We start from the raw sequence: 18885 nt of genomic DNA, 5'->3' as shown, positions 1-18885 counted from the left end.
CGGTGGTGCGCCTCACGTGCGCAGACAACACATCATTATAAATGATCGGGCGATCAAAACGACCTCTGCGGATCAAAACGACCTCTGAGGTAATTACCGATGAGTGGCCGACGGTAATTACCTCAGAGGTCGTTTTGCTTAGCGCAGTGTGAGACGCGTGGTCGAGGACGAGGCGACGTGCACGAGTTCGACGGAAGTGGCCGTGATTTCGCGGACCTGGAAGCCGCCGACGATGGCGCCGGTGGTGAGGATTTCCACGGCGTCGCCCAGAGCCAACACGGCTGACAGCGTCGAGGCTTCACCTTGAGCGGTCAGGAGAGCGACCAGTGTGGGCCAGGCGATCGCCGGCGCTGATGCGATCTCCAGCGCAGGCTCGGAATCGGCCGGGGCGTTTGGTGTTGTCGACGCGGGACGCGGGCGATTCCCAAAACCAAATGGATTGCGGCGCGCCACCGGTTCGGCCGGCGTCGGCGTCAGCCGCGACCTGAGTCGCTCGGTTTGCTGCTCGAGCTCTTCAACAAGCGGCTTCATTGCCTCGATCGTCGCCATCTCGGCAGACGACACCGGCACAGGCGCCGGCGTGGGCGCAGCCGGCGCGTTGATATACGACGTCAGCAACACGGCGCCGCCAAGAACGAACGCCGACGTGAGGCGATGCATCACGCCGATGATCGTAACACGCGAGACTCGGGCTTGAGAACCAGCCCGAGCTACGTACCGGCTGAAAAAGACGTGTGCTAAGATTCCTCGTGCCAGTAGTCTTCCCCGCTGGGCTTGCTGCGCGGGGCCGGGTCGTTGCCATTATCCCGGCCAGATATCACGCCACCCGTCTCCCTGGAAAACCTCTCGCCCTGATTGCCGGTCACCCGATGATCGAGCACGTGTACCGGCGCGCCGCATCGGCACGACACGTGTCGGACGTGCTCGTGGCCACCGATGATTCGCGCATCGCCGACGCCGTACACGCGTTTGGCGGCACCGCCGTGATGACACGCGCCGATCATCCGTCGGGCACCGATCGCCTCGCTGAAGTGGCCGAACATCTGACGTGTGACCTGGTGGTGAACGTGCAAGGCGACGAACCGATGCTCGCCCCAGCGTCCATCGACGCGGCCGTGGCCGCGTGCCTCGACGACCCGTCGGTCGAGATGAGCACACTGCGCACCCCCCTGGCCGACGCCGACTTCGAAAACCCCAGCGTCGTGAAGGTGGTCGTGGACCTGTACGGCGACGCGTTGTACTTCACACGCGCCGGCGTCCCCTACGTACGTACGGGCCACCCGGCGCCGCAGGCCTGGCGTCATCTCGGCCTGTACGTCTACCGGCGCGAGACGCTGCGACGGCTCGCGCAGTTGCAGCCCACGCCGCTCGAAATGGCGGAAGGCCTGGAACAGCTGCGTGCCCTCGAACACGGCATCCACATCCGCACCGTTGAAACCCTTACTACGTCACCGTCGGTCGATACCCCGGACGATCTCGCCCGCGTACGGCAGTTGATGGAGCCCTCCCATGCGTGAACTTGTCATGTCTCACTCTCATCCCGATCGCCCGGTCAAGTACATCTTCGTCACCGGCGGCGTCGTCTCGTCGCTTGGCAAAGGACTCGCGGCCGCCTCCATCGGGTGCCTGCTCGAGGGCCACGGCTACAAAGTCGCCCTCCAGAAGTTCGACCCCTACATCAATGTGGATCCCGGCACCATGAGCCCGTTCCAGCACGGCGAGGTCTACGTGACCGACGACGGTGCGGAGACGGACCTGGATTTGGGCCACTACGAGCGGTTCACCAACATGGTGGCCACGCGCAACAACAACTGGACCACGGGCAAAATCTACGCATCGGTCATCCAGAAGGAACGGCGCGGCGACTATCTGGGCCGCACCGTGCAGGTCATCCCGCACATCACGAACGAAATCAAGGACGCCATCCGCTCGGCTGCAGCCGGCGTCGATGTCCTGCTCGTGGAAATCGGCGGCACAGTCGGCGACATCGAGAGCCTGCCGTTTCTTGAAGCCATCCGCCAGTTTCGCCAGGACGTGGGACGCGAAAACGCATTGTTCGTGCACCTGACACTCGTCCCGTACATCGCGTCGGCGCACGAGCTGAAGACCAAGCCCACGCAGCACAGCGTGCGCGACCTGCGCTCGATTGGTATTCAGCCCGACGTGTTGCTCTGCCGCACAGACCGGCCCCTTGAAGACGACATGAAGGGCAAGATCGCGCTCTTCTGCGACGTGGACGAGGAAGCCGTCATCACGGCGCGCGACGTGTCCAGCATCTACGAAGTGCCCCTGAGCCTGGCAGGCGAAGGACTGGACCGCATCGTGCTGGAGCGGCTGCACCTGCCCAAGACCGAAGCGCGCATGGACCGCTGGCAGGAGTTGGTGGACCGCATCCGCGAGCCGCAAGGCGAGGTCACGCTGCACTTCGTCGGCAAATACACCGACTACGAAGACTCGTACAAGAGCATCAACGAGGCGCTGTACCACGGTGGCTTCCGGCACCGCCTCAAGGTCACCCTCAAGTTCGTGGAAGCCGAAGCGCTCGAACAACCCGACGGCGCTCGCCTGCTCGACGATGCGGTGGGGATTTTAGTCGCGCCGGGCTTTGGCGACCGCGGCAGCCGCGGCATGATGGCCGCCGCCGAGTTCGCGCGCACGCGCAAGGTGCCCTACTTCGGCATCTGTTACGGCTTCCAGTGGGCCGTGGTGGAATTTGCCCGGCACGTGGCGGGCCTGGCCGAAGCCGATTCCACCGAAGTGGTGGAAGACACCGCGCACAAGGTCATCTACAAACTCCGCGACCTGCTGGGTGTGGACGACATGGGCGGCACGATGCGGCTCGGCAGTTACGCGTGCCGGCTCGCGCCCGACTCTCTTTCGTTCAAGCTCTACGGCGACGAAATCATCCATGAGCGGCACCGGCATCGCTACGAGTTCAACTGTGCATACGAAAAGGTGCTGACCGACAAGGGCCTGCGCATCGTGGGCCGGTCGCTCGACGGCAAGTTCGTGGAAATTGTCGAACTGCCCAACCACCCGTGGTACGTGGCCGTGCAGTTCCACCCCGAATTCAAGTCGAAGCCCCTGCGCCCGCATCCGCTGTTTGCCGGGTTTGTGGAAGCCGCGTATCGGTACGCGCAGGCACAGGCGGGACTCGCCACCAACGTCACAGCCATCGGTGACCGCCGCCGATGAACCTGGTGCCCGTCACGTCCGACGTGGTGCTGGGGCACCGCGCCCTGGTGCTAATCGCCGGGCCGTGTGTGATCGAGAGTCCGTCACACGTCATCGACATCGCGCGTGAAGTGGCCGCGATCGCCGCGCGCGTGGGCATGCCCTACGTGTTCAAGGCGTCGTTCGACAAAGCCAACCGCACATCCGCGTCGTCTTTCCGCGGGCCAGGCATGACCGCGGGCCTCGAGGCGCTGCGGGCCGTCAAGGCCGCCGTCGGCGTGCCGATTCTCACAGACATCCATGAGGCCGCGCAGGCGGCGCCAGTGGCCGAAGTGGCCGACGTCCTGCAGATTCCCGCGTTCCTGGCGCGACAGACCGATCTGATCACGGCCGCGGCCAACACCGGGCGCGTGGTCAATATCAAGAAGGGCCAGTTTATGGCGCCGCTGGACATGCGCCACGCCATTGCGAAGGTCACGGCCACGGGCAACAGCCGTGTCTGCCTCACCGAGCGCGGCTACACGTTTGGCTACAACAACCTCGTGGTGGATATGCGCGCGTTCCCGATGATGCGCGCCCTGGGCGCACCGGTAATCTTTGACGTCACCCACAGCCTGCAGTTGCCGGGCGGCGGCGACGGCGTCACGGCGGGCCTTGCCGAATACATCGAGCCCATGGCGTGCGCCGGCGTTGGCGCCGGAGTGGATGGCGTGTTCCTCGAGGTCCATGAAGATCCGACGCGCGCGAAGAGTGATGCGCAGAATGCGTTGAGGCTCGACCTGCTCGAGCCGTTGCTCCGCAAACTCGTGCAGATCAACGAGATTGTGAAACCCCATGCGTGACGACGGGAAAGACGCGCCAGGCGGGAAAGACGCGAAAGACGCGCTCGAGATTGCCGTGCAGGTGCTCGACACCGAGGCCCGCGCCATTCTGGGTCTCATCCCCCAGCTCAGCGACACGTTTCCCAGCGCGGTGACGCTGCTCCTCTCCTGCACCGGCCGGGTCATTGTCACCGGCATGGGCAAGTCGGGCATCATTTCGCACAAGATTGCGGCCACGCTGTCCAGCACCGGCACGTCGTCGTTTTTCCTGCATCCGGCAGAAGCCATCCATGGCGATCTGGGCGCGGTGCGGGCCGAAGACGTGGTGGTGGCACTGTCGCACAGTGGCGAGACCGAGGAACTCATCCGCCTGGTGGAAGCCATCCGGCGCATCGGCGCGCGGCTCATTGCGCTGACAGGCAACCTCGAGTCCACGCTGGGACAAGCCGCCGACATCGCGCTCAGCTGCCACGTGGCGGCTGAGGCGTGCCCCATGAATCTGGCGCCCACCGCGAGCACGACCGCCGCGCTGGCGCTGGGCGATGCGCTGGCGCTGGCGCTGTCGCAGCGCAAGGGCTTCCGCGCAGAAGAATTCGCGGACCGGCATCCGGGCGGCAAGCTGGGCAAGAAACTGATGCGGGTCGACGCACTGATGCACGTGGCCGACGCGGTGCCGATGGTGCCTGGCGACGCGCCCATGCCGCTCGTCATCCATGAAATGAGCAGCAAGCGCCTGGGGATGACCTGTGTGGTCGATTCCGAGCGCCACCTGCTCGGGATCGTCACAGACGGCGACCTCCGGCGCCACATGACGCCCGGGTCGGCCCTGCTCGACCAGCAGGCGCACGACGTGATGACCCGGCAACCCGTCACCATCACAAAGGGTATGCTTGCTGTGGAAGCCATCAGGCTGATGGAACAGCGGAAGATCACGGCGCTTGTAGTCGTGGATGATTCGCTTCGCGTCGAGGGCGTTGTGCACCTGCACGATCTCTGGCGCACGCAGATGATGTGATGCCCCTGACCGATGACCAGCTCAAAGCCCGATCGCAACAACTGCGCCTCCTGTTGTTCGATGTGGACGGTGTGTTGACCGACGGCACGATCGGCGTGACCGGAGCCGGCCACGAACACAAGTCCTTTTCCATCCGGGATGGCGCGGCCATCGTGTGGGCGCAGCGAACCGGGCTCAGGATTGGGTTGCTGAGCGGCCGCGGGTCGGACGCGACGACACAACGCGCGGAGGAACTGAAGATTCCGATTGTCATCCAGGGCGAAACCGACAAGCGCACGGCGTTCCTGAAGCTGGCGGCCACGGAAGGGCTGCAGGCGGAACAGATCGCGTACATGGGTGACGACCTCGTGGACCTGCCCGTCTTGAAACTGGCAGGTCTGTCGGCGGCGCCCCAGGATGCGTGCGAGGAAGTACGCGAACGTGTGCACGTGGTGATGCGGGCCTCGGGTGGCCGTGGCGCAGTGCGCGAGTTCATCGAGTTGATTTTGCGCGGCCAGGACCGCTGGGACGCCCTCGTGCGCTCCCACCTCACGTGAGCGCTGCCATGGACAGTGGACTTGTGCTCATCCTCGTGATTACCGCGCTGCTGGTCGGCCTGGCGGTGGGCAAGGCGTGGGAGCGCTACAAACTTCAGGAGGGCCAGTGGGTGGATCGGCGGCGCGTCCGCCAATCGCCCCACTTCATCGTCGGGCTCAACTACCTGGTGGCCGGGCGCGTGGACCTGGCGATTGAGGAACTGGAAGAAGCGTCGAAGCTGGACCCGGGCGCGCTTGAGTTGCGGCTGATGCTGGGCAACCTGTACCGGGAACGCGGACAGGTGGGGCGTGCGATTCAGGAACATCAGGCCCTGTTGCAGCGGCCGCGGCTGAGCCAGATGGAGCATGCGAACGTGCTGCTCTGCCTCGGGCTCGACTATCGGCGCGGCGGGTTTGTCGATCGCGCCACCGAAGCGTTCACCGAGGTGCTGAAACTGGCGCCCGACAATGAATCGGCGCTCAACAACCTTGAGAAGCTGCAGGAAGAACAGCACCAGTGGCAGGAGGCGTACTCGACACGCCAGCGACTGGCGGCGATCGCGAATCCCGCCGTGCAGACGCGTTCAAAGACCATCCTCGCGTTCCTGGAACACGAGTTGGGCCTGCAGGCGCTCGCCAAGAGCGACATTCCCGAAGCCATCCGGCGATTCACAGCAGCCATTGAGTTGCACACGGCCGTGCTGCCGGCCTATCTCAGCCTGGGCGACGCGCGGCTGAAACAGGGCGACGCGGCGGCGGCCGCAGCCATCTGGGAAGCGGCGGTCAACGTCTCGCCCGATCGCGCGTACCTGCCGCTCGAGCGCCTGGAGGCGCTCTATGTGAGCCAGGGGCGCGCCGATCGGTTTATCGCGCTGTGTGAGCGGCTCACCGACGCGGCGCCGCGAGAGTGGCGCGCGCGCGCGGCGCTCGCGCGCCACCTGGTATCGCAGGGCCAGCCGACACGCGCGCTCGAGTCGCTGTTTGGCGCGCTCGAGCACAACCCCCACGCGCTGGCCATTCATCAATCGATCTGGGCGCTGCTGTCCTCGCTGGACCTGCCCCGCCCGCTCGTGGCCCGCTACATCGAGATCACCCGTCAGTCTGTGTTTTACCTCGACCCCCACGTCTGCACGCGCTGCCGGTACCGCAGCACGGAGTTGTTGTGGCAGTGTCCGCAGTGCCATGAGTGGGATGCGTTTGTGGAAGAACGCATCACGCCGGCAAGCGACGTCGAGTCGGAAATGCCCTCAGGTCCCAACGTGCCAGCCCCTTTGCCATGAAAACACCAACGCGCTCGAAGTCTTCGCACGCTCGTCGCATTGCGCTCACCGGCGGCATCGCCACAGGCAAGTCGTTGTGCCTGGCGACGTTTGCCAGGCTCGGAGCCCCCATCATTGACGCCGATCAGCTGGCGCGCGATGCGGTGGCGGTTGGCTCACCCGGACTCGCCGCCGTGGTCCGCCGGTTCGGCCCAGCCGTGCTGCTACGCAACGGCCAGCTGAATCGCGCCGCGCTCGGCGCGGTCATCTTCGCGGACCCGACGGCGCGCAAGGACATCGAGAAAATCATCCACCCGCACGTGTATGCGGCCCTCGCGCGATGGTTCACGGCGCTCAAGGCGCCCATCGGCGTCGCCGACATTCCGCTGCTCTTCGAGACCGGCCACCAGGCCGACTTCGATGTGGTCGTGGTCGCGGCGTGCAAACCTGAACAACAGCTCGCCCGCCTCATGGCGCGCGGCGGCCTGAGCGAAGCCAACGCCCGCGCCCGCATCGCCGCGCAAGGGCCGCTCGCCGACAAGGTCGCAAAGGCGCACCATGTGATCGATACGAGCGGGACGCTCGAGCAAACCGCCGAGAACACCGAGGCGGTTTGGGCGAAGCTGCAGTCGTAACGAGCGCGGGGTCCCACGCGCTCGGCGTTCCGCGGCCTTGAGGTTCAGGCCGCGCTACGTTTTCGGAGCAGCCAGCGCTACGTTTTCGAAGACGCCTGGTTCTCGTAGCGCGGCCTGGGTCTCAAGGCCGCGAGTGTCCGGCGCGCTTGGGGTTCAGCGCGCCCTACGAAATGCGCGTCCGCCGTCACGCTCAAAGACACCTAACGCTCCTCGTAGCGCGGCCTGGGTCTCAAGGCCGCGATCAGCCGCGGCCTTCAGCGGCGGTCAGGGTGTTCTTGAGCAGCATCGCGATCGTGAGCGGCCCGACGCCGCCGGGCACCGGGGTCATGGCCGACGCGATGTCGGCGACCGCGGGGTGCACGTCGCCGACGACCATCGAGCCGCGGGCGTCGAAGCCGCCGAGCCTGGGGTGATTGGCGCCGAAGAGCGCCACGGCCTGGTCACGCGAGTCCACTCGGTTGATCCCCACATCAATCACCACCGCGCCCGGCTTCACGAACTCCGGCGTGACGAAGCCGGGGCGGCCGATCGCCGCCACGAGGATGTCGGCACGCGCGCAGGTGGCCGCCAGGTCAGGTGTCTTGGAATGACAGATGGTGACCGTGGCGTCGCGCTGCAGCAGCAGCAGCGCCATCGGCTTGCCCACGATCTCCGATCGGCCGATCACCACCGCGTGTTTTCCGGCAATGCTCTGCCCTTCGCGGTCGAGCAACTCGATCACCCCGGACGGTGTGCACGGCTTGAGTGCCGCGCGGCCCTGCACGAGCAATCCCACATTGTGCGGATGAAACCCGTCCACATCCTTGGCCGGGTCGATCGCATCAAACACCTGCTCGGTGCCGTGTTTGCCGATGGCCTCGGGTAAGGGCGCCTGCACCAGGATGCCGTCGCACTCGGGGTCCGCGTTCAGCCGGAGGACGGTCGCCAGCACCTCATCCACCGGCGCCGTGGCGGGCAACCGGTGCACGGCCACGAGCAGGCCGGCGTCGGTGCCGGCCCGTTCCTTGTTGCGCACGTAAATTTGCGACGCGGGGTCGTCGCCGACGAGCAGGATGTGCAACGCCGGACGACGACCGCGCGCCGTCAGGAACTGAGCGACGCGCGGCGCGAGTTCCGCCCGGATCGCCCCGGCGACGCGCGTACCGTCGAGCAACACCGCGGTTACTTCTCGCCGGAGGTCTTCGACAACACGCGGCCGATGATGAAGACCACGAGCGACACACCGAGGACCTGGAGGCCGAAGATGTCGGCCTGTTCGTGGGTCACACCAATCTCATGCCACTTGGCGGTGGTCTCATTGGTGATGCCCCACTCGGTGAAGAACCCGAGGATGGCCATGGCAAAACCGTTGAACAGCGCGAGGGCGCCGAACGCGGTGATGAAGTTTGCCAGCGCCTGCATCCCCGTGCGCTTCGCCTGCTCGGCCGCATTGGCGAGTGTGCTGTGGGTCCGGCCGTACACCCAATAGATGATCAGGCCGAGGTCCAGCCACACCAGGAACCGCACCCAGGTGACCACGGGCAGGCTCAACATCAGATAGAAACACGAGACGATGCCCAGCACCGGCAACACGCCGCCACCGGGCACGCGGAACGGCCGCTTGGCCTCAGGCCGCGTGCGACGCAGGATCAGGACCGCCGCGCACACGACGACAAAGGCGAACAGCGTACCGATGCTGGTCATCTCGCCCACGGTCTGAATCTGCGTGAACCCGGCAACGATAGCCACGACGACACCGGTGATGATCGTCGTGATGTACGGCGTGCCGTACTTCGGATGCACGACGCTGACGCCCGGCGGCAGCAGGCGATCGCGGCTCATCGCGAAGAAGATGCGCGGCTGGCTCAGCAGCATGACGAGCAGCACCGACGTGATGCCGGCGACGGCGCCGGCCGAGACGAGATAGGCCGCCCAGTCCTGGCCGATGAGGCTCAGGGCAAACGCGACAGGCGCGTTCAGGAACGCGGCGTCGGTCTTGCTCTCCACCACCGGCACGATGCCGGTCAACACGGCCGCCACTGCCAGGTACAACACCGTGCAGACCACCAGTGACGACAGGATGCCGATGGGCAGGTCACGCTGGGGGTTCTTGGCTTCTTCAGCCGTGGTCGAAACGGCGTCAAAGCCGATGTAGGCGAAAAACACGACCGCCGCGGCCGCCATGGTGCCCTGCCAGCCGTAGGCGAAAAACGGCTCCCAGTTCTCGGGCTTGACGTAGGTGGCGCCGACCGCGATGAAAAAGACAATCGCGACGAGCTTGATGCTCACCATGATGGCGTTGGCGCGGGCCGTGGCCTGCACACCGACCACCAGGAGCGCGGTGATCGCCAGCACGATGAGCACGGCCGGCAGGTTGATGAGTGCGCCAATCGAGACGCCGTTGGCGTCAAGCGTGCCCGGCGCCGCGCTCATCCAGACCGGCAGGTGAATGCCGGCGCCCGAGAGCAGCTTCTGCATGTAGCCGCTCCAGCCGATGGCGACGGTCATCGAGCCCACGGCGTATTCGAGGATGAGGTCCCAGCCGATCATCCAGGCCACCAGCTCGCCCAATGTGGCATAAGCGTAGGTATACGCGCTGCCGGCAATGGGGATCATCGATGCGAACTCGGCGTAACACAGGGCGGCGAAGCCGCAGGCGAGACCCGCGGCCAGATACGAGACCATGATGGAGGGTCCCGCCTGATTGGCCGCTGCCGTGCCGGTGAGGACGAAGATGCCGGTGCCGATGATGGCGCCGATACCCAGCAACGTCAGGTCCCACGCGCTCAGGCTGCGCTTGAGCGCCTTTGACCCGTGCTCGACGTCTCCGACAAGTTGTTCAATCGACTTGGTTCTGAGGAGGTTTGAATCCATGTTGTAAGGTCCGCAAACAGGCTCGTGGCCCGGTCATTATAGGCGACCCGGCCCGGCGCGCAACCAATCCCGCGCCCGAGCTTCGAGCCCGGCTCGCTCTGCGGGGAGCAAATCGGCGATGACAGCCACCGCATCGGCACCCGCGGCCCACACGGCCGGGGCGCGGTCGAGGGTGATGCCGCCGATGGCCACCAGTGGCAGGCCGGCGGCTCGCGCGGCCACGGCGGCGCGCTCAACCTGAGCCAATCCCACCGCGCCATACCCCGTGTCTTTCGACCCGGTGCCGAACACCGGACCGATCGCCAGGTAAGAGATCGGCTGACTCACCGCCGCCGCAATCTGGGCATCAGTGTGGGTGGAGAGACCCACAAGGCCTCGGCCTTGAGGAACAGGCCGCGCTACGTTTCCGGAGAAAGGGAGTCCCAGTGCCCCGTTTTCGAAGACACGGTGGGCATCAGCCGGCGCGAGGTCGTCCTGCCCGACGTGGACGCCGTCGGCACCGCAGAGGACGGCGACATCAGCGCGGTCATTGATGAAGAGTGTGGCGCCGGCCTCACGGCACAGCGGCGCGATATCGTCGGCCACGTCAAGGAACGCGCCGAACCGCGCAGACTTGGCGCGCAGCTGAATCAGGCGCACGCCGGCGGTGAGCCAGGCACGACAGACGTCGGCCGGCGCCCAGCCGCGAGCGGCAACTGCGTCACAGTCGAGGATGGCGTAGAGCCCCCTCACGCGCTTTCGGCGAGCTTGCCTTTTCCCGCCGTTTTGTCCGGCATGAAGCGCTCCATGAAGCTCGTGTTGATCCGCGCGGCCACGAAGTCGGGGTCGTTGAGGATCTTGAGATGGAGCGGGATCGATGTCTTGATGCCCTCGATCACCGTCATCTCAAGCGTGCGCTTCATGCGCGCGATGGCCTCATTGCGATCGCGGCCATACGTGATGATTTTTGCGATGAGCGAGTCGTAGTACGGCGACACGGTGCAATCGGAGTGCACGAACGAATCCACGCGCACACCGGGGCCGCCGGGCACGCTGTAGGCCGTGATGAGTCCGGGGCTGGGCGTAAACGTCACCGGATCTTCGGCGTTCACGCGGCACTCGATCGCGTGTCCGCGAAACTCGATGTCGCTCTGCCGCACCGAGAGGCGCTGCCCTGCCGCCACCCGAATCTGTTCCTTCACGATGTCGATCCCGGTCACGAACTCGGTCACCGGATGTTCCACCTGCAGGCGGGTGTTGACTTCGAGGAAATAGAAGTTGCCGGTGGCGTCGAGCAGGAACTCAAACGTGCCCGCATTGCTGTACTGCACCGCGCGGGCGGCCTCCACAACCGTGGCGCCCAGCTTCTTGCGCTGCTTGTCGGTGAGCGCGGCCGAGGGTGCTTCTTCGATCAGCTTCTGGTGCCGGCGCTGCACCGAACACTCACGTTCGCCCAGATGCACCACGTTGCCGTGATGGTCGCCCATGACCTGGATTTCGATGTGGCGCGGCGCCTCCACGTACCGTTCGAGGTAGACATCACCCAGGCCAAACGCGGCCTCGGCTTCACGCATGGCGGTCTTGACGTTTTTGGGCAGTTCCTCGGCGTTGCGCACGATGCGCATGCCTCGACCGCCCCCGCCGGCCACGGCCTTGATGATGAGTGGAAAGCCGAGGTCCTTGGCGATCTTGATCGCTTCTTCCTCGCCCTGCACCGGGCCGTCGCTGCCCGGCAGAATCGGCACGCCGGCTTTTTTCATCGCACGCCGGGCGCGCGCCTTGTCGCCAAGCAACCGGATGACGTTCGGGTCGGGCCCGATGAACTTGATGTGGCACGCTTCGCACACTTCGGCGAGATACGCGCTCTCGGAGAGGAACCCGTAGCCGGGATGAATGGCGTCAGCGCCGGTGATTTCCGCCGCGCTGATGATCGCCGGCACACTCAGATAGGAATCGGCGCTGCGGGCCGGCCCGATGCAGACGTCTTCGTCGGCAAACCGCACGTGCAGGGAATGTTCGTCGGCCTGGGAATAGACGGCGACGGTCTTGATGCCCATCTCGCGACACGCGCAGATGATGCGGAGCGCAATCTCCCCACGATTCGCGATCAGGATCTTGTTGAACACGCGGTTCAGCTCACCTTCACGGCAAAGATCCGGTCGCCGAACTGCACCGGCTGGCCGTTGTCCACGTAAGCCGCGGCAATTTCGCCGTCACATTCACATTCGATTTCGTTCATCAGCTTCATCGCTTCGATGATGCAGAGCACCTGGCCCTTCTTGACGATCGACCCGACTTCGACAAACGGCTTGGCGCCGGGCTCGGCCGACCGGTACAAGGTGCCCACGATGGGCGCCTTGATGACGGCCAGCGGCACACCGGCGTCCACCGCTGGGGGTGGAGCGACGGCCGCCGGCGCGGCCGTGGCGATCGGCGCGACAGGCGCGAGGGGTGCGGGTGCCGCAGCGGGCGCCGCCTGGGTCACCACGTACTCACGGCCCGCCTTGCGAATGCGGACCTTGAGGCCGTCGTGCTCCATTTCGAATTCCGCAAGCTCATGCTCGCGAACCAGGTTCAGAATGTCTTTGAGGGCGTCGAGGTTCATAACATCAAACAGTCAGCAAGTCGCGTGGTCCCGCCGTGAGGACTTCAATGCCCGTATCGGTCACGAGCACATCGTCCTCCAGCCGTGCCCCACCAACTCCGGGCACATAGGCGCCGGGTTCGACGGTGCAGACCATTCCGGCCCGGAGGAGCTCGTCGGGAGGCGAGAGGCGCGATAGTCGCGGCGCCTCATGTACCTCAAGTCCGAGCCCATGGCCGGTCCCATGAACAAATGCCGCTCCAAGTCCTTCTGCGTCAAGAACCTGGCGAGCGGCCCAATCAACCGCGCCGGTGGCGACACCAGCGCACATTACGTCCAACGCTGCCTGCTGCGCCCTCCGCACCGCGCGAAAGATGCCGGCAGCTTCGTCCCCGGGCCGGCCCACCGCCGCCATCCGGGTCAAGTCCACGCAGTATCCGTCCAAGACCCCGCCGAAGTCCAGCACCACCAGGTCGCCGGGACTCAGGCAGCGATCGCCTGGATGGGCGTGCGGATGGGCCGAATTCGGGCCCGACGCGACAATCGTGTCGAAGGCCGGCTTGGTGAAACCGGCCCGGTGCAGGCCGAGGTCGATCTCGGCCGCCACCTGCCGCTCGGACCGGCCCTCCCTGACCCACTCCCCCAACCTCGCGGCCACTCCGGCCAACGCGGCGCCCGCTCGCCGGAACACCGCAATCTCGTGGGCGTCCTTGATGAGCCGGAGGGGTTCCACCAGACCGGCGTGATCTTGAAACTCCCCGGGAACCGCGACCTGCCATCGCTTCAGCAGCGACACCGTAACGTGATCGGCCTCAAAAATGATGCGCGTGGCGCCGGTGCCGGCAATCACCCTGGCAAGCGCGGCTTCATAGGTAGTCTCGGTGGTGACCACCGAGACCGGCGCCAGGTCGCCCCTCGCGCCTGCCTCCGTCGCGACGGTGGTGTACCGGCCATCAAGGACCAGCCAGTCCCCGCCCCCGCTTTGGACGAACAGCCCGGCCGACCCATGGAATCCGGTCAGATAGGCGATGTTGGTGGGCGACGACACGACGCACACGGTGCCGTCGGCCTGCCATTGGCGTCGAAGCGCGGCCAGTCGGGCCGGCCAGTCGGGACGGGAATCAACCACTCAACGAGAGATTGTGTCAGACCGCGGCCCGAAGTTGCTCGACCCGCGACAGCCACGATTCAAGACGCATCACCAGCGGCGATGGGGACGGGACGTGTGCCGCGGCCACCGGTTGCGGTGCCGGCGGGGCCACCGCAGCCATCGGAGGGACCGCTGCGACAGGAGCCACCACGGGCGCTGGCGGCGGCGCAGGGGCCACTGGCACAGCGGCGATCGGTTCAGGGGCGGCTGGTTCCGGAACCGACGGCTCGGGTGCCGACGGCTCGGGCGCCGCCGGTTGCGGCGCCGGCGGGACCAGGGCCGCGACCGGTTCGACCGGGGCGACGGGAGCCGCGGCCAGTTTCGGCGCCGCCGATGGCGTTATGGCTGCCGGCGCAGACGGTTCCTGCGCCGCATCCATGTCCGGGGTGTAGCTGTTGTCGTTCTCTTCAAGGACGTGCAACTGCGCCAGCCCGCGAATGGCGGCGAAATTGTCGGGCGCGGATTGCCGGACGATCTGGAACTCTTCACGAGCTTCCTGGAGCCGCCCCAGGTCCAGCAGCGCCCACCCCAGTGTCACCCGGGCTGAGAGATGGCCCGGAAATCGCGCCAGCGCGTCGCGACAGAGATCGATTGCGGCCGCCGGGTCCCCACCTCGACGAATTTGTTCGGCTGTCACTGCTCCTCCTCGGGAGGCGGCACCACGGTAATGGTGGCGGACCGCACACCCTTGCGGCCGGTGTTGTCGGTGACCGTCAGCACCACGGTGAACGTACCCGCGCTTGCGTACTGGAATGTCGATGTGACACCAGACCCGGTGCCTCCAGGCACGCCGAAGTCCCACTCGTAGGAGACAATCGTCCGCCCTGCCGGCACGGTGGACGCCGTCGCGTTGAACACCACCGTCGTGCCGATACCCGGCGCCGTTGGTGACATGGTGAACTGCGCGTTTGGCGAGCTGAGGTCGCCCACCGTCAGCGTCTGCGTGGCCACGCTGGTGCGGCCGGCGTCGTCGGTCACCTGCAGCACCACCGTGAAGGTGCCCGTGACCGTGCATTCTGTGCTGCACGGCGATGCCTTCGACGAACGTGCCGTCGCCAAGATCCCAGTTGTAGCCCGTGATGCGACGTCCGGGAGGCGCCGTGGAGGCCGCCGCGTTGAAGATGACGTTGGTGCCGAGGCCGGGCGCGGTCGGCGAGTAGGTGAACTGCGCGTTCGGGCCGGGCGAGGTCGAGACCGAAATCTGGGTGACCGGGGTTGACACGCTGGTGCCGAATGCGTCGCTGACGGTCAGCACCACGCCATAACTCCCCGCCAGCTCGTAACTATGGGTGGCCTGGCGGCCCGTGCTGGTGCTGCCATCGCCAAACTGCCACTGGTAGGAGACGATCGCCGCGTCGGGATCGGACGTGCTGGACGCGTCAAAAAAGACCGTGTCGTACGTGCGGGGGCCCGACGGCGAATAGGTGAATTTGGGCACCATGCGCGTCGGGGGCCGAATCGTGCCGGGCGGCACGAGGAGCAGGTCCACCGTACGCGACAGCGCGTCTGAATAATCGGTGCCGATCGGAATCACGCGGAACGTGACCACGCGGTTCGTGACCACGCCACCGTTTGGTGTGGGTGGCGCGATGTAGGTGACGCCCACGGTGCCATCGCTGCCGGTGGACGGCCAACGGTTGCTCAGCGTCCCGTAGTCGGCCGGCACCAGGGCGCCGCTGATGTCCTGCACCAGGATGTCGAGGCGCAGGGCCACGCCGGATTTCGGCAGGCCGTTTGAATCACGCGCCGTGATGTTGAGGCGCGATGTGGACACGCCGTCCTGGCTGATCATGTCGGGCGAGGCGGACACGCCCAGCGACAACGCCAGTTCGGAGGGACCGCTCGGGACCGGCACTGATGCCGGTTCCACGCTACAGGACACACTGGCGACAACGGCCAGGGCCACAACCACGGCACGACGATGGATCGCGCTCATTCCGGATCACCCCAATCGGCAAAGTTCACACTGATTCTTGCGGTCACGGTGACGTCCCGTCCCGCCTGGTCGGTTCCATAAAACACCACGTCGGCAAACGTGGAGATCACGACGGCGCCGCCACCAAACGCCAACAGGCTGAGTGGCCGCTCGAGTTTGGCCTGCACCCGGACGAGCACGAGCGATGCCGTGGCCGTGCCGCTGACCGTGGCGGTCATGGCGCCGTCAAATGGATACGGCACATCCACACCAGGCGTGTTGCGGCCGTCAGACCGCGAGAACGTGACGCGATATCCCTTCACGGTGATGCTGTTGACCGCCGACGGCTCGGTGATGGTCGGGTCTTTCATGGCCAGCCGGAACTGCACCTGGGCCATGTCTTCAAGGATGGTTGGTGAATTGTTGACCACCGTCACCACATCGGACGAAAGCACGCCGCCAAATTCTGAAGGCTTCGCGCCTGACGCGGCGGTCATCGAGGTCACGATGAGGTACGAGCTGGCCTCTCCCGTACGCCCATTCGCGGCGCAGGCGTTGGTCAGGGTCAGCACGGCAAGCAGGCCGAGTGCCCGGACAGTTCTGGGGGTGGACGTGAACATCATGACGGACTCCGCACAATGCGAGGGGTGATGAAAATGAGAAGCTCCCGGTTTTCGTCCTGACTGGTGTCGTTCTTGAACAGCCACCCGAGCAGCGGAATCCGATGCAGCACAGGTGTGCGATCTTGTGAGGACTGTTCCCGGCTGACGTTGATGCCGCCGATGACCGTGGTCGCACCGTCGGTCACCTGCACCGATGTCTTCGCCCGCTGGGTGTCGATCGGCGGGATGCCATTCACCGCCTTGCTGAAGTCCGGCGTGGCGTTTTCGAGTTCCACGTCCATGATCACGGTGTCAGCGGCGGTAATCCGCGGCGTGACCATCAGCTTGAGGGCGGCGTCCTTGAATTCGATGGTGACGGTGTTGTTCTGATCCTTCTGGATGGGAATCTGCACACCCTGCGTCATCTCGGCCTGTTTGTTGTTCTGCGTGGTCACCTTGGGCGACGAGATCACGCGGCCGTTGCCGGTGCGCTCAAGCGCCGAGAGCGCGACGTCGAGATTGAGGGCGCCGGTGATCGAACGCATCGCCAGACCGACCGTCGTGCTCGGTGAGGCGGCAGACAGGTCCGTGCCGGCCACGACGGATCCGCTGTTGGGGAAGTTCAGGCCGGTGGTGTTGCCGATCTGCGGATCGAGCCGGCCGCCCCCGCCCCACTGCACACCGAGCGCGCGCGCGGAATCACGATTGGTCTGCACGATGCGGGCTTCGATTTCCACCTGCGGTTCGGCCTTGTCCAGCGTCGCGATCAGATCCGCTGTCGCCACCAGCCGGTCGGGCAGGTCGCGCACGATCAACGTGTTGGTGCGCTTGTCATGCTGCACGTTGCCGAACTTGGAGAGCACGGCCACTTTCAGCAGTGGTTCAAGTTCCTCGGCCCGCGCGTAGTTCAAGGTGTAGGCGCGTGTTTCGATCGACGTGGGCGCCTGGGAATCCGCCAGCTTCTGGCGCGCCAGATTTTCAGCGTCAAGCACCGTCAGCGGCACGATGCGCACCACGTTGCCCTCCACGATGTAGGAGAGTTTGTTGCTCTTGAGGATGACGTCGAGCGCCTGATCCCACGGCACCCGCATCAGCTTGATGTCCACGGTGCCGTCCACGGCGGAATCGATGACGATGTTGAGGCCGCTCACTTCCGCAAACGACCGGAGGACCGCTCGCAAATCCGCGCCCTGGAAATCGAAATCGCCCACCGCGCCGGTGTAACGCTTGACCGTTTCCTGAGGCGTCGTAAAAGTGGACGGCACCTGCGCCACAAGCATGACGCTCGAGACGCACCACGCGCCAATGACGGCGCACCGCAGCAACCGAGCGCCCATCATCGTCCTGCTCCTGTTATTGGCCGGAGGCCTTTTTTCACTTCGCGCGACACGATGGTGCCGGTCCCATCGGGCACACGCGCGAGGAAGGTCACCGCGTCGCGATCGATGCGACGCACCACAGCGTCATGCAACTTGTCGTTGGTCCGAGCGAGATAGGTGTTGCCGTCGGGGCCCGCCACAATGGCGATCCACTTCTGGCCGCTGGTGATGATGCCGGTGACGACCGCATCCACGACCGCCACACCGGCCAGGCCCTTGGCGCGCGTGACGTCGGCCTCGGGGACGTTCGTGGGTTGTTCCTTGATCAGGCTGGCGAACGGGTCGCGACGCCCGCCCGAGTCGTACCCGGACGCCGGCACGCCGACGCGGGTGCCGATCTTGATTTCCTGCGCGTGGGAGACCACGCCGGCGCAGAGCGACAGCCCCACACCAAGCACGAGGAGTCTTGCTGCGGTCACGGTCGACCTCCCGATTCAGATGTCGCGGTGCTGAAGACAAATGTGGTGGCGGTACACGACGCGAGCACCAGGGCGCCTTTGCCGTCGGCGGTGGTGTTGACCCGCAAGTGCAGATTGGAGACTGAAATCAGGCGTGAATCCGACGCCACGCGATCGAAGAAGCGGCTCAGGTCGTGATAGCCGCCCTGCAGGCCCACTTCGATGGGCCATTCCGAATACTGCTCGCGGTCGGCGACCGGCTTGGGGGTGAAGTTGCTGAGGCTGAGATTGGTTTCGCTCGCGAGCACGTGCAAGCCCCGCAGTACTACTTGCGCATCCTTTTCGTCGGGCAGCACGGCGGTGGTTTCGTGGAGTTTGGCTTCGAGCGCCGCTACCTGTTTTTTGACCGCCGGCAGGCGCTGCGCGGTGAGTGTCGCCTTGTCGACGTCGGCGAGCACCGTGGCCAGCCGTGTGCGCCGCACCGCGAGTTCGGCGCGGTCGGGTGAAATGAGCACCTGCCATGCGGCGGCCAGTCCGAAGATCGACACGATGCCGCACATCACGGCCTGCGCCTTCGGCGAATACTGATGAAAACTTTTTGCCATG

19 protein-coding genes are annotated in these 18885 nt (G+C 65.6%); 7 read left to right on the top strand and 12 right to left on the bottom strand.

Annotated features, from left to right (window positions below; translation table 11 throughout):
- Window positions 1-138: 138 nt before the first annotated feature.
- A complete protein-coding gene (locus IPL75_02435) occupies window positions 139-663 on the bottom strand; it encodes a hypothetical protein (protein ID MBK9239126.1) in 525 nt (174 codons plus the stop codon).
- Between the two features lie 86 nt (window positions 664-749).
- Here IPL75_02435 and kdsB point away from each other — a divergent pair, with 86 nt between their 5' ends.
- The 7 genes from kdsB to IPL75_02400 are packed head-to-tail and all read left to right on the top strand — an operon-like array spanning window position 750 to window position 7419.
- Window positions 750-1517, top strand: coding sequence for a 3-deoxy-manno-octulosonate cytidylyltransferase (gene kdsB / locus IPL75_02430; GenBank protein ID MBK9239125.1), 768 nt, complete (start codon window positions 750-752; stop codon window positions 1515-1517).
- Window positions 1518-1524: 7 nt separating this feature from the next.
- Window positions 1525-3195, top strand: coding sequence for a CTP synthase (locus IPL75_02425; protein MBK9239124.1), 1671 nt, complete (start codon window positions 1525-1527; stop codon window positions 3193-3195).
- On the top strand, window positions 3192-4016 hold the full coding sequence (gene kdsA, locus IPL75_02420; GenBank protein ID MBK9239123.1) for a 3-deoxy-8-phosphooctulonate synthase: 825 nt from the start codon (window positions 3192-3194) through the stop codon (window positions 4014-4016). The genes IPL75_02425 and kdsA overlap by 4 nt, the downstream gene beginning before the upstream one ends.
- The gene (locus IPL75_02415; GenBank protein ID MBK9239122.1) at window positions 4009-5010 is read left to right on the top strand and encodes a KpsF/GutQ family sugar-phosphate isomerase; all 1002 of its coding nucleotides are present in this window, start codon (window positions 4009-4011) and stop codon (window positions 5008-5010) included. The genes kdsA and IPL75_02415 overlap by 8 nt, the downstream gene beginning before the upstream one ends.
- On the top strand, window positions 5010-5546 hold the full coding sequence (locus IPL75_02410; protein MBK9239121.1) for an HAD hydrolase family protein: 537 nt from the start codon (window positions 5010-5012) through the stop codon (window positions 5544-5546). The genes IPL75_02415 and IPL75_02410 overlap by 1 nt, the downstream gene beginning before the upstream one ends.
- A gap of 8 nt (window positions 5547-5554) precedes the next feature.
- Window positions 5555-6805: a tetratricopeptide repeat protein gene (locus tag IPL75_02405; protein ID MBK9239120.1), complete on the top strand. Its 1251-nt coding sequence runs from the start codon at window positions 5555-5557 to the stop codon at window positions 6803-6805.
- On the top strand, window positions 6802-7419 hold the full coding sequence (locus IPL75_02400; GenBank protein MBK9239119.1) for a dephospho-CoA kinase: 618 nt from the start codon (window positions 6802-6804) through the stop codon (window positions 7417-7419). Before IPL75_02405 ends, IPL75_02400 begins: the two co-directional genes overlap by 4 nt.
- Window positions 7420-7660: 241 nt before the next feature.
- On the opposite strand, the gene IPL75_02395 is transcribed toward IPL75_02400, so the two are convergent.
- From IPL75_02395 to pilO, 11 genes are read right to left on the bottom strand one after another with little or no spacing between them, the layout of a single operon-like run.
- Window positions 7661-8575: a bifunctional 5,10-methylenetetrahydrofolate dehydrogenase/5,10-methenyltetrahydrofolate cyclohydrolase gene (locus tag IPL75_02395; GenBank protein MBK9239118.1), complete on the bottom strand. Its 915-nt coding sequence runs from the start codon at window positions 8573-8575 to the stop codon at window positions 7661-7663.
- 5 nt (window positions 8576-8580) lie between these two features.
- Window positions 8581-10272: an amino acid permease gene (locus tag IPL75_02390; GenBank protein MBK9239117.1), complete on the bottom strand. Its 1692-nt coding sequence runs from the start codon at window positions 10270-10272 to the stop codon at window positions 8581-8583.
- Window positions 10273-10308: 36 nt separating this feature from the next.
- The gene (locus IPL75_02385) at window positions 10309-11004 is read right to left on the bottom strand and encodes a thiamine phosphate synthase (GenBank protein ID MBK9239116.1); all 696 of its coding nucleotides are present in this window, start codon (window positions 11002-11004) and stop codon (window positions 10309-10311) included.
- Window positions 11001-12377, bottom strand: a complete 1377-nt coding sequence (gene accC / locus IPL75_02380) for an acetyl-CoA carboxylase biotin carboxylase subunit (protein ID MBK9239115.1) — start codon at window positions 12375-12377, stop codon at window positions 11001-11003. Before accC ends, IPL75_02385 begins: the two co-directional genes overlap by 4 nt.
- A 5-nt stretch (window positions 12378-12382) precedes the next feature.
- Window positions 12383-12856 (bottom strand): acetyl-CoA carboxylase biotin carboxyl carrier protein, encoded by a 474-nt coding sequence (gene accB, locus IPL75_02375; protein MBK9239114.1) that lies wholly within the window; start codon window positions 12854-12856, stop codon window positions 12383-12385.
- Window positions 12857-12860: 4 nt separating this feature from the next.
- Entirely contained in the window at window positions 12861-13964 is a 1104-nt protein-coding gene (locus IPL75_02370; protein MBK9239113.1) for an aminopeptidase P family protein, read from the bottom strand.
- A 16-nt stretch (window positions 13965-13980) separates the two neighbouring features.
- Window positions 13981-15921 (bottom strand): PKD domain-containing protein, encoded by a 1941-nt coding sequence (locus tag IPL75_02365; GenBank protein MBK9239112.1) that lies wholly within the window; start codon window positions 15919-15921, stop codon window positions 13981-13983.
- Window positions 15918-16523, bottom strand: a complete 606-nt coding sequence (locus IPL75_02360) for a hypothetical protein (GenBank protein MBK9239111.1) — start codon at window positions 16521-16523, stop codon at window positions 15918-15920. Before IPL75_02360 ends, IPL75_02365 begins: the two co-directional genes overlap by 4 nt.
- On the bottom strand, window positions 16520-17842 hold the full coding sequence (gene pilQ / locus IPL75_02355) for a type IV pilus secretin PilQ (protein ID MBK9239110.1): 1323 nt from the start codon (window positions 17840-17842) through the stop codon (window positions 16520-16522). Before pilQ ends, IPL75_02360 begins: the two co-directional genes overlap by 4 nt.
- Window positions 17839-18300 carry a hypothetical protein gene (locus IPL75_02350; protein MBK9239109.1) on the bottom strand — a complete coding sequence of 154 codons (462 nt, stop codon included), beginning with the start codon at window positions 18298-18300 and terminating at the stop codon, window positions 17839-17841. The genes pilQ and IPL75_02350 overlap by 4 nt, the downstream gene beginning before the upstream one ends.
- Window positions 18297-18884, bottom strand: a complete 588-nt coding sequence (gene pilO / locus IPL75_02345) for a type 4a pilus biogenesis protein PilO (GenBank protein MBK9239108.1) — start codon at window positions 18882-18884, stop codon at window positions 18297-18299. Before pilO ends, IPL75_02350 begins: the two co-directional genes overlap by 4 nt.
- Window position 18885: the final 1 nt, after the last annotated feature.

The organism is Acidobacteriota bacterium (assembly GCA_016716905.1).
Lineage (GTDB): Bacteria > Acidobacteriota > Vicinamibacteria > Vicinamibacterales > SCN-69-37 > SYFT01.
The sequence above is the reverse complement of the archived record's forward strand: the minus strand, read 5'-3'. Positions and strand labels throughout refer to the sequence as shown.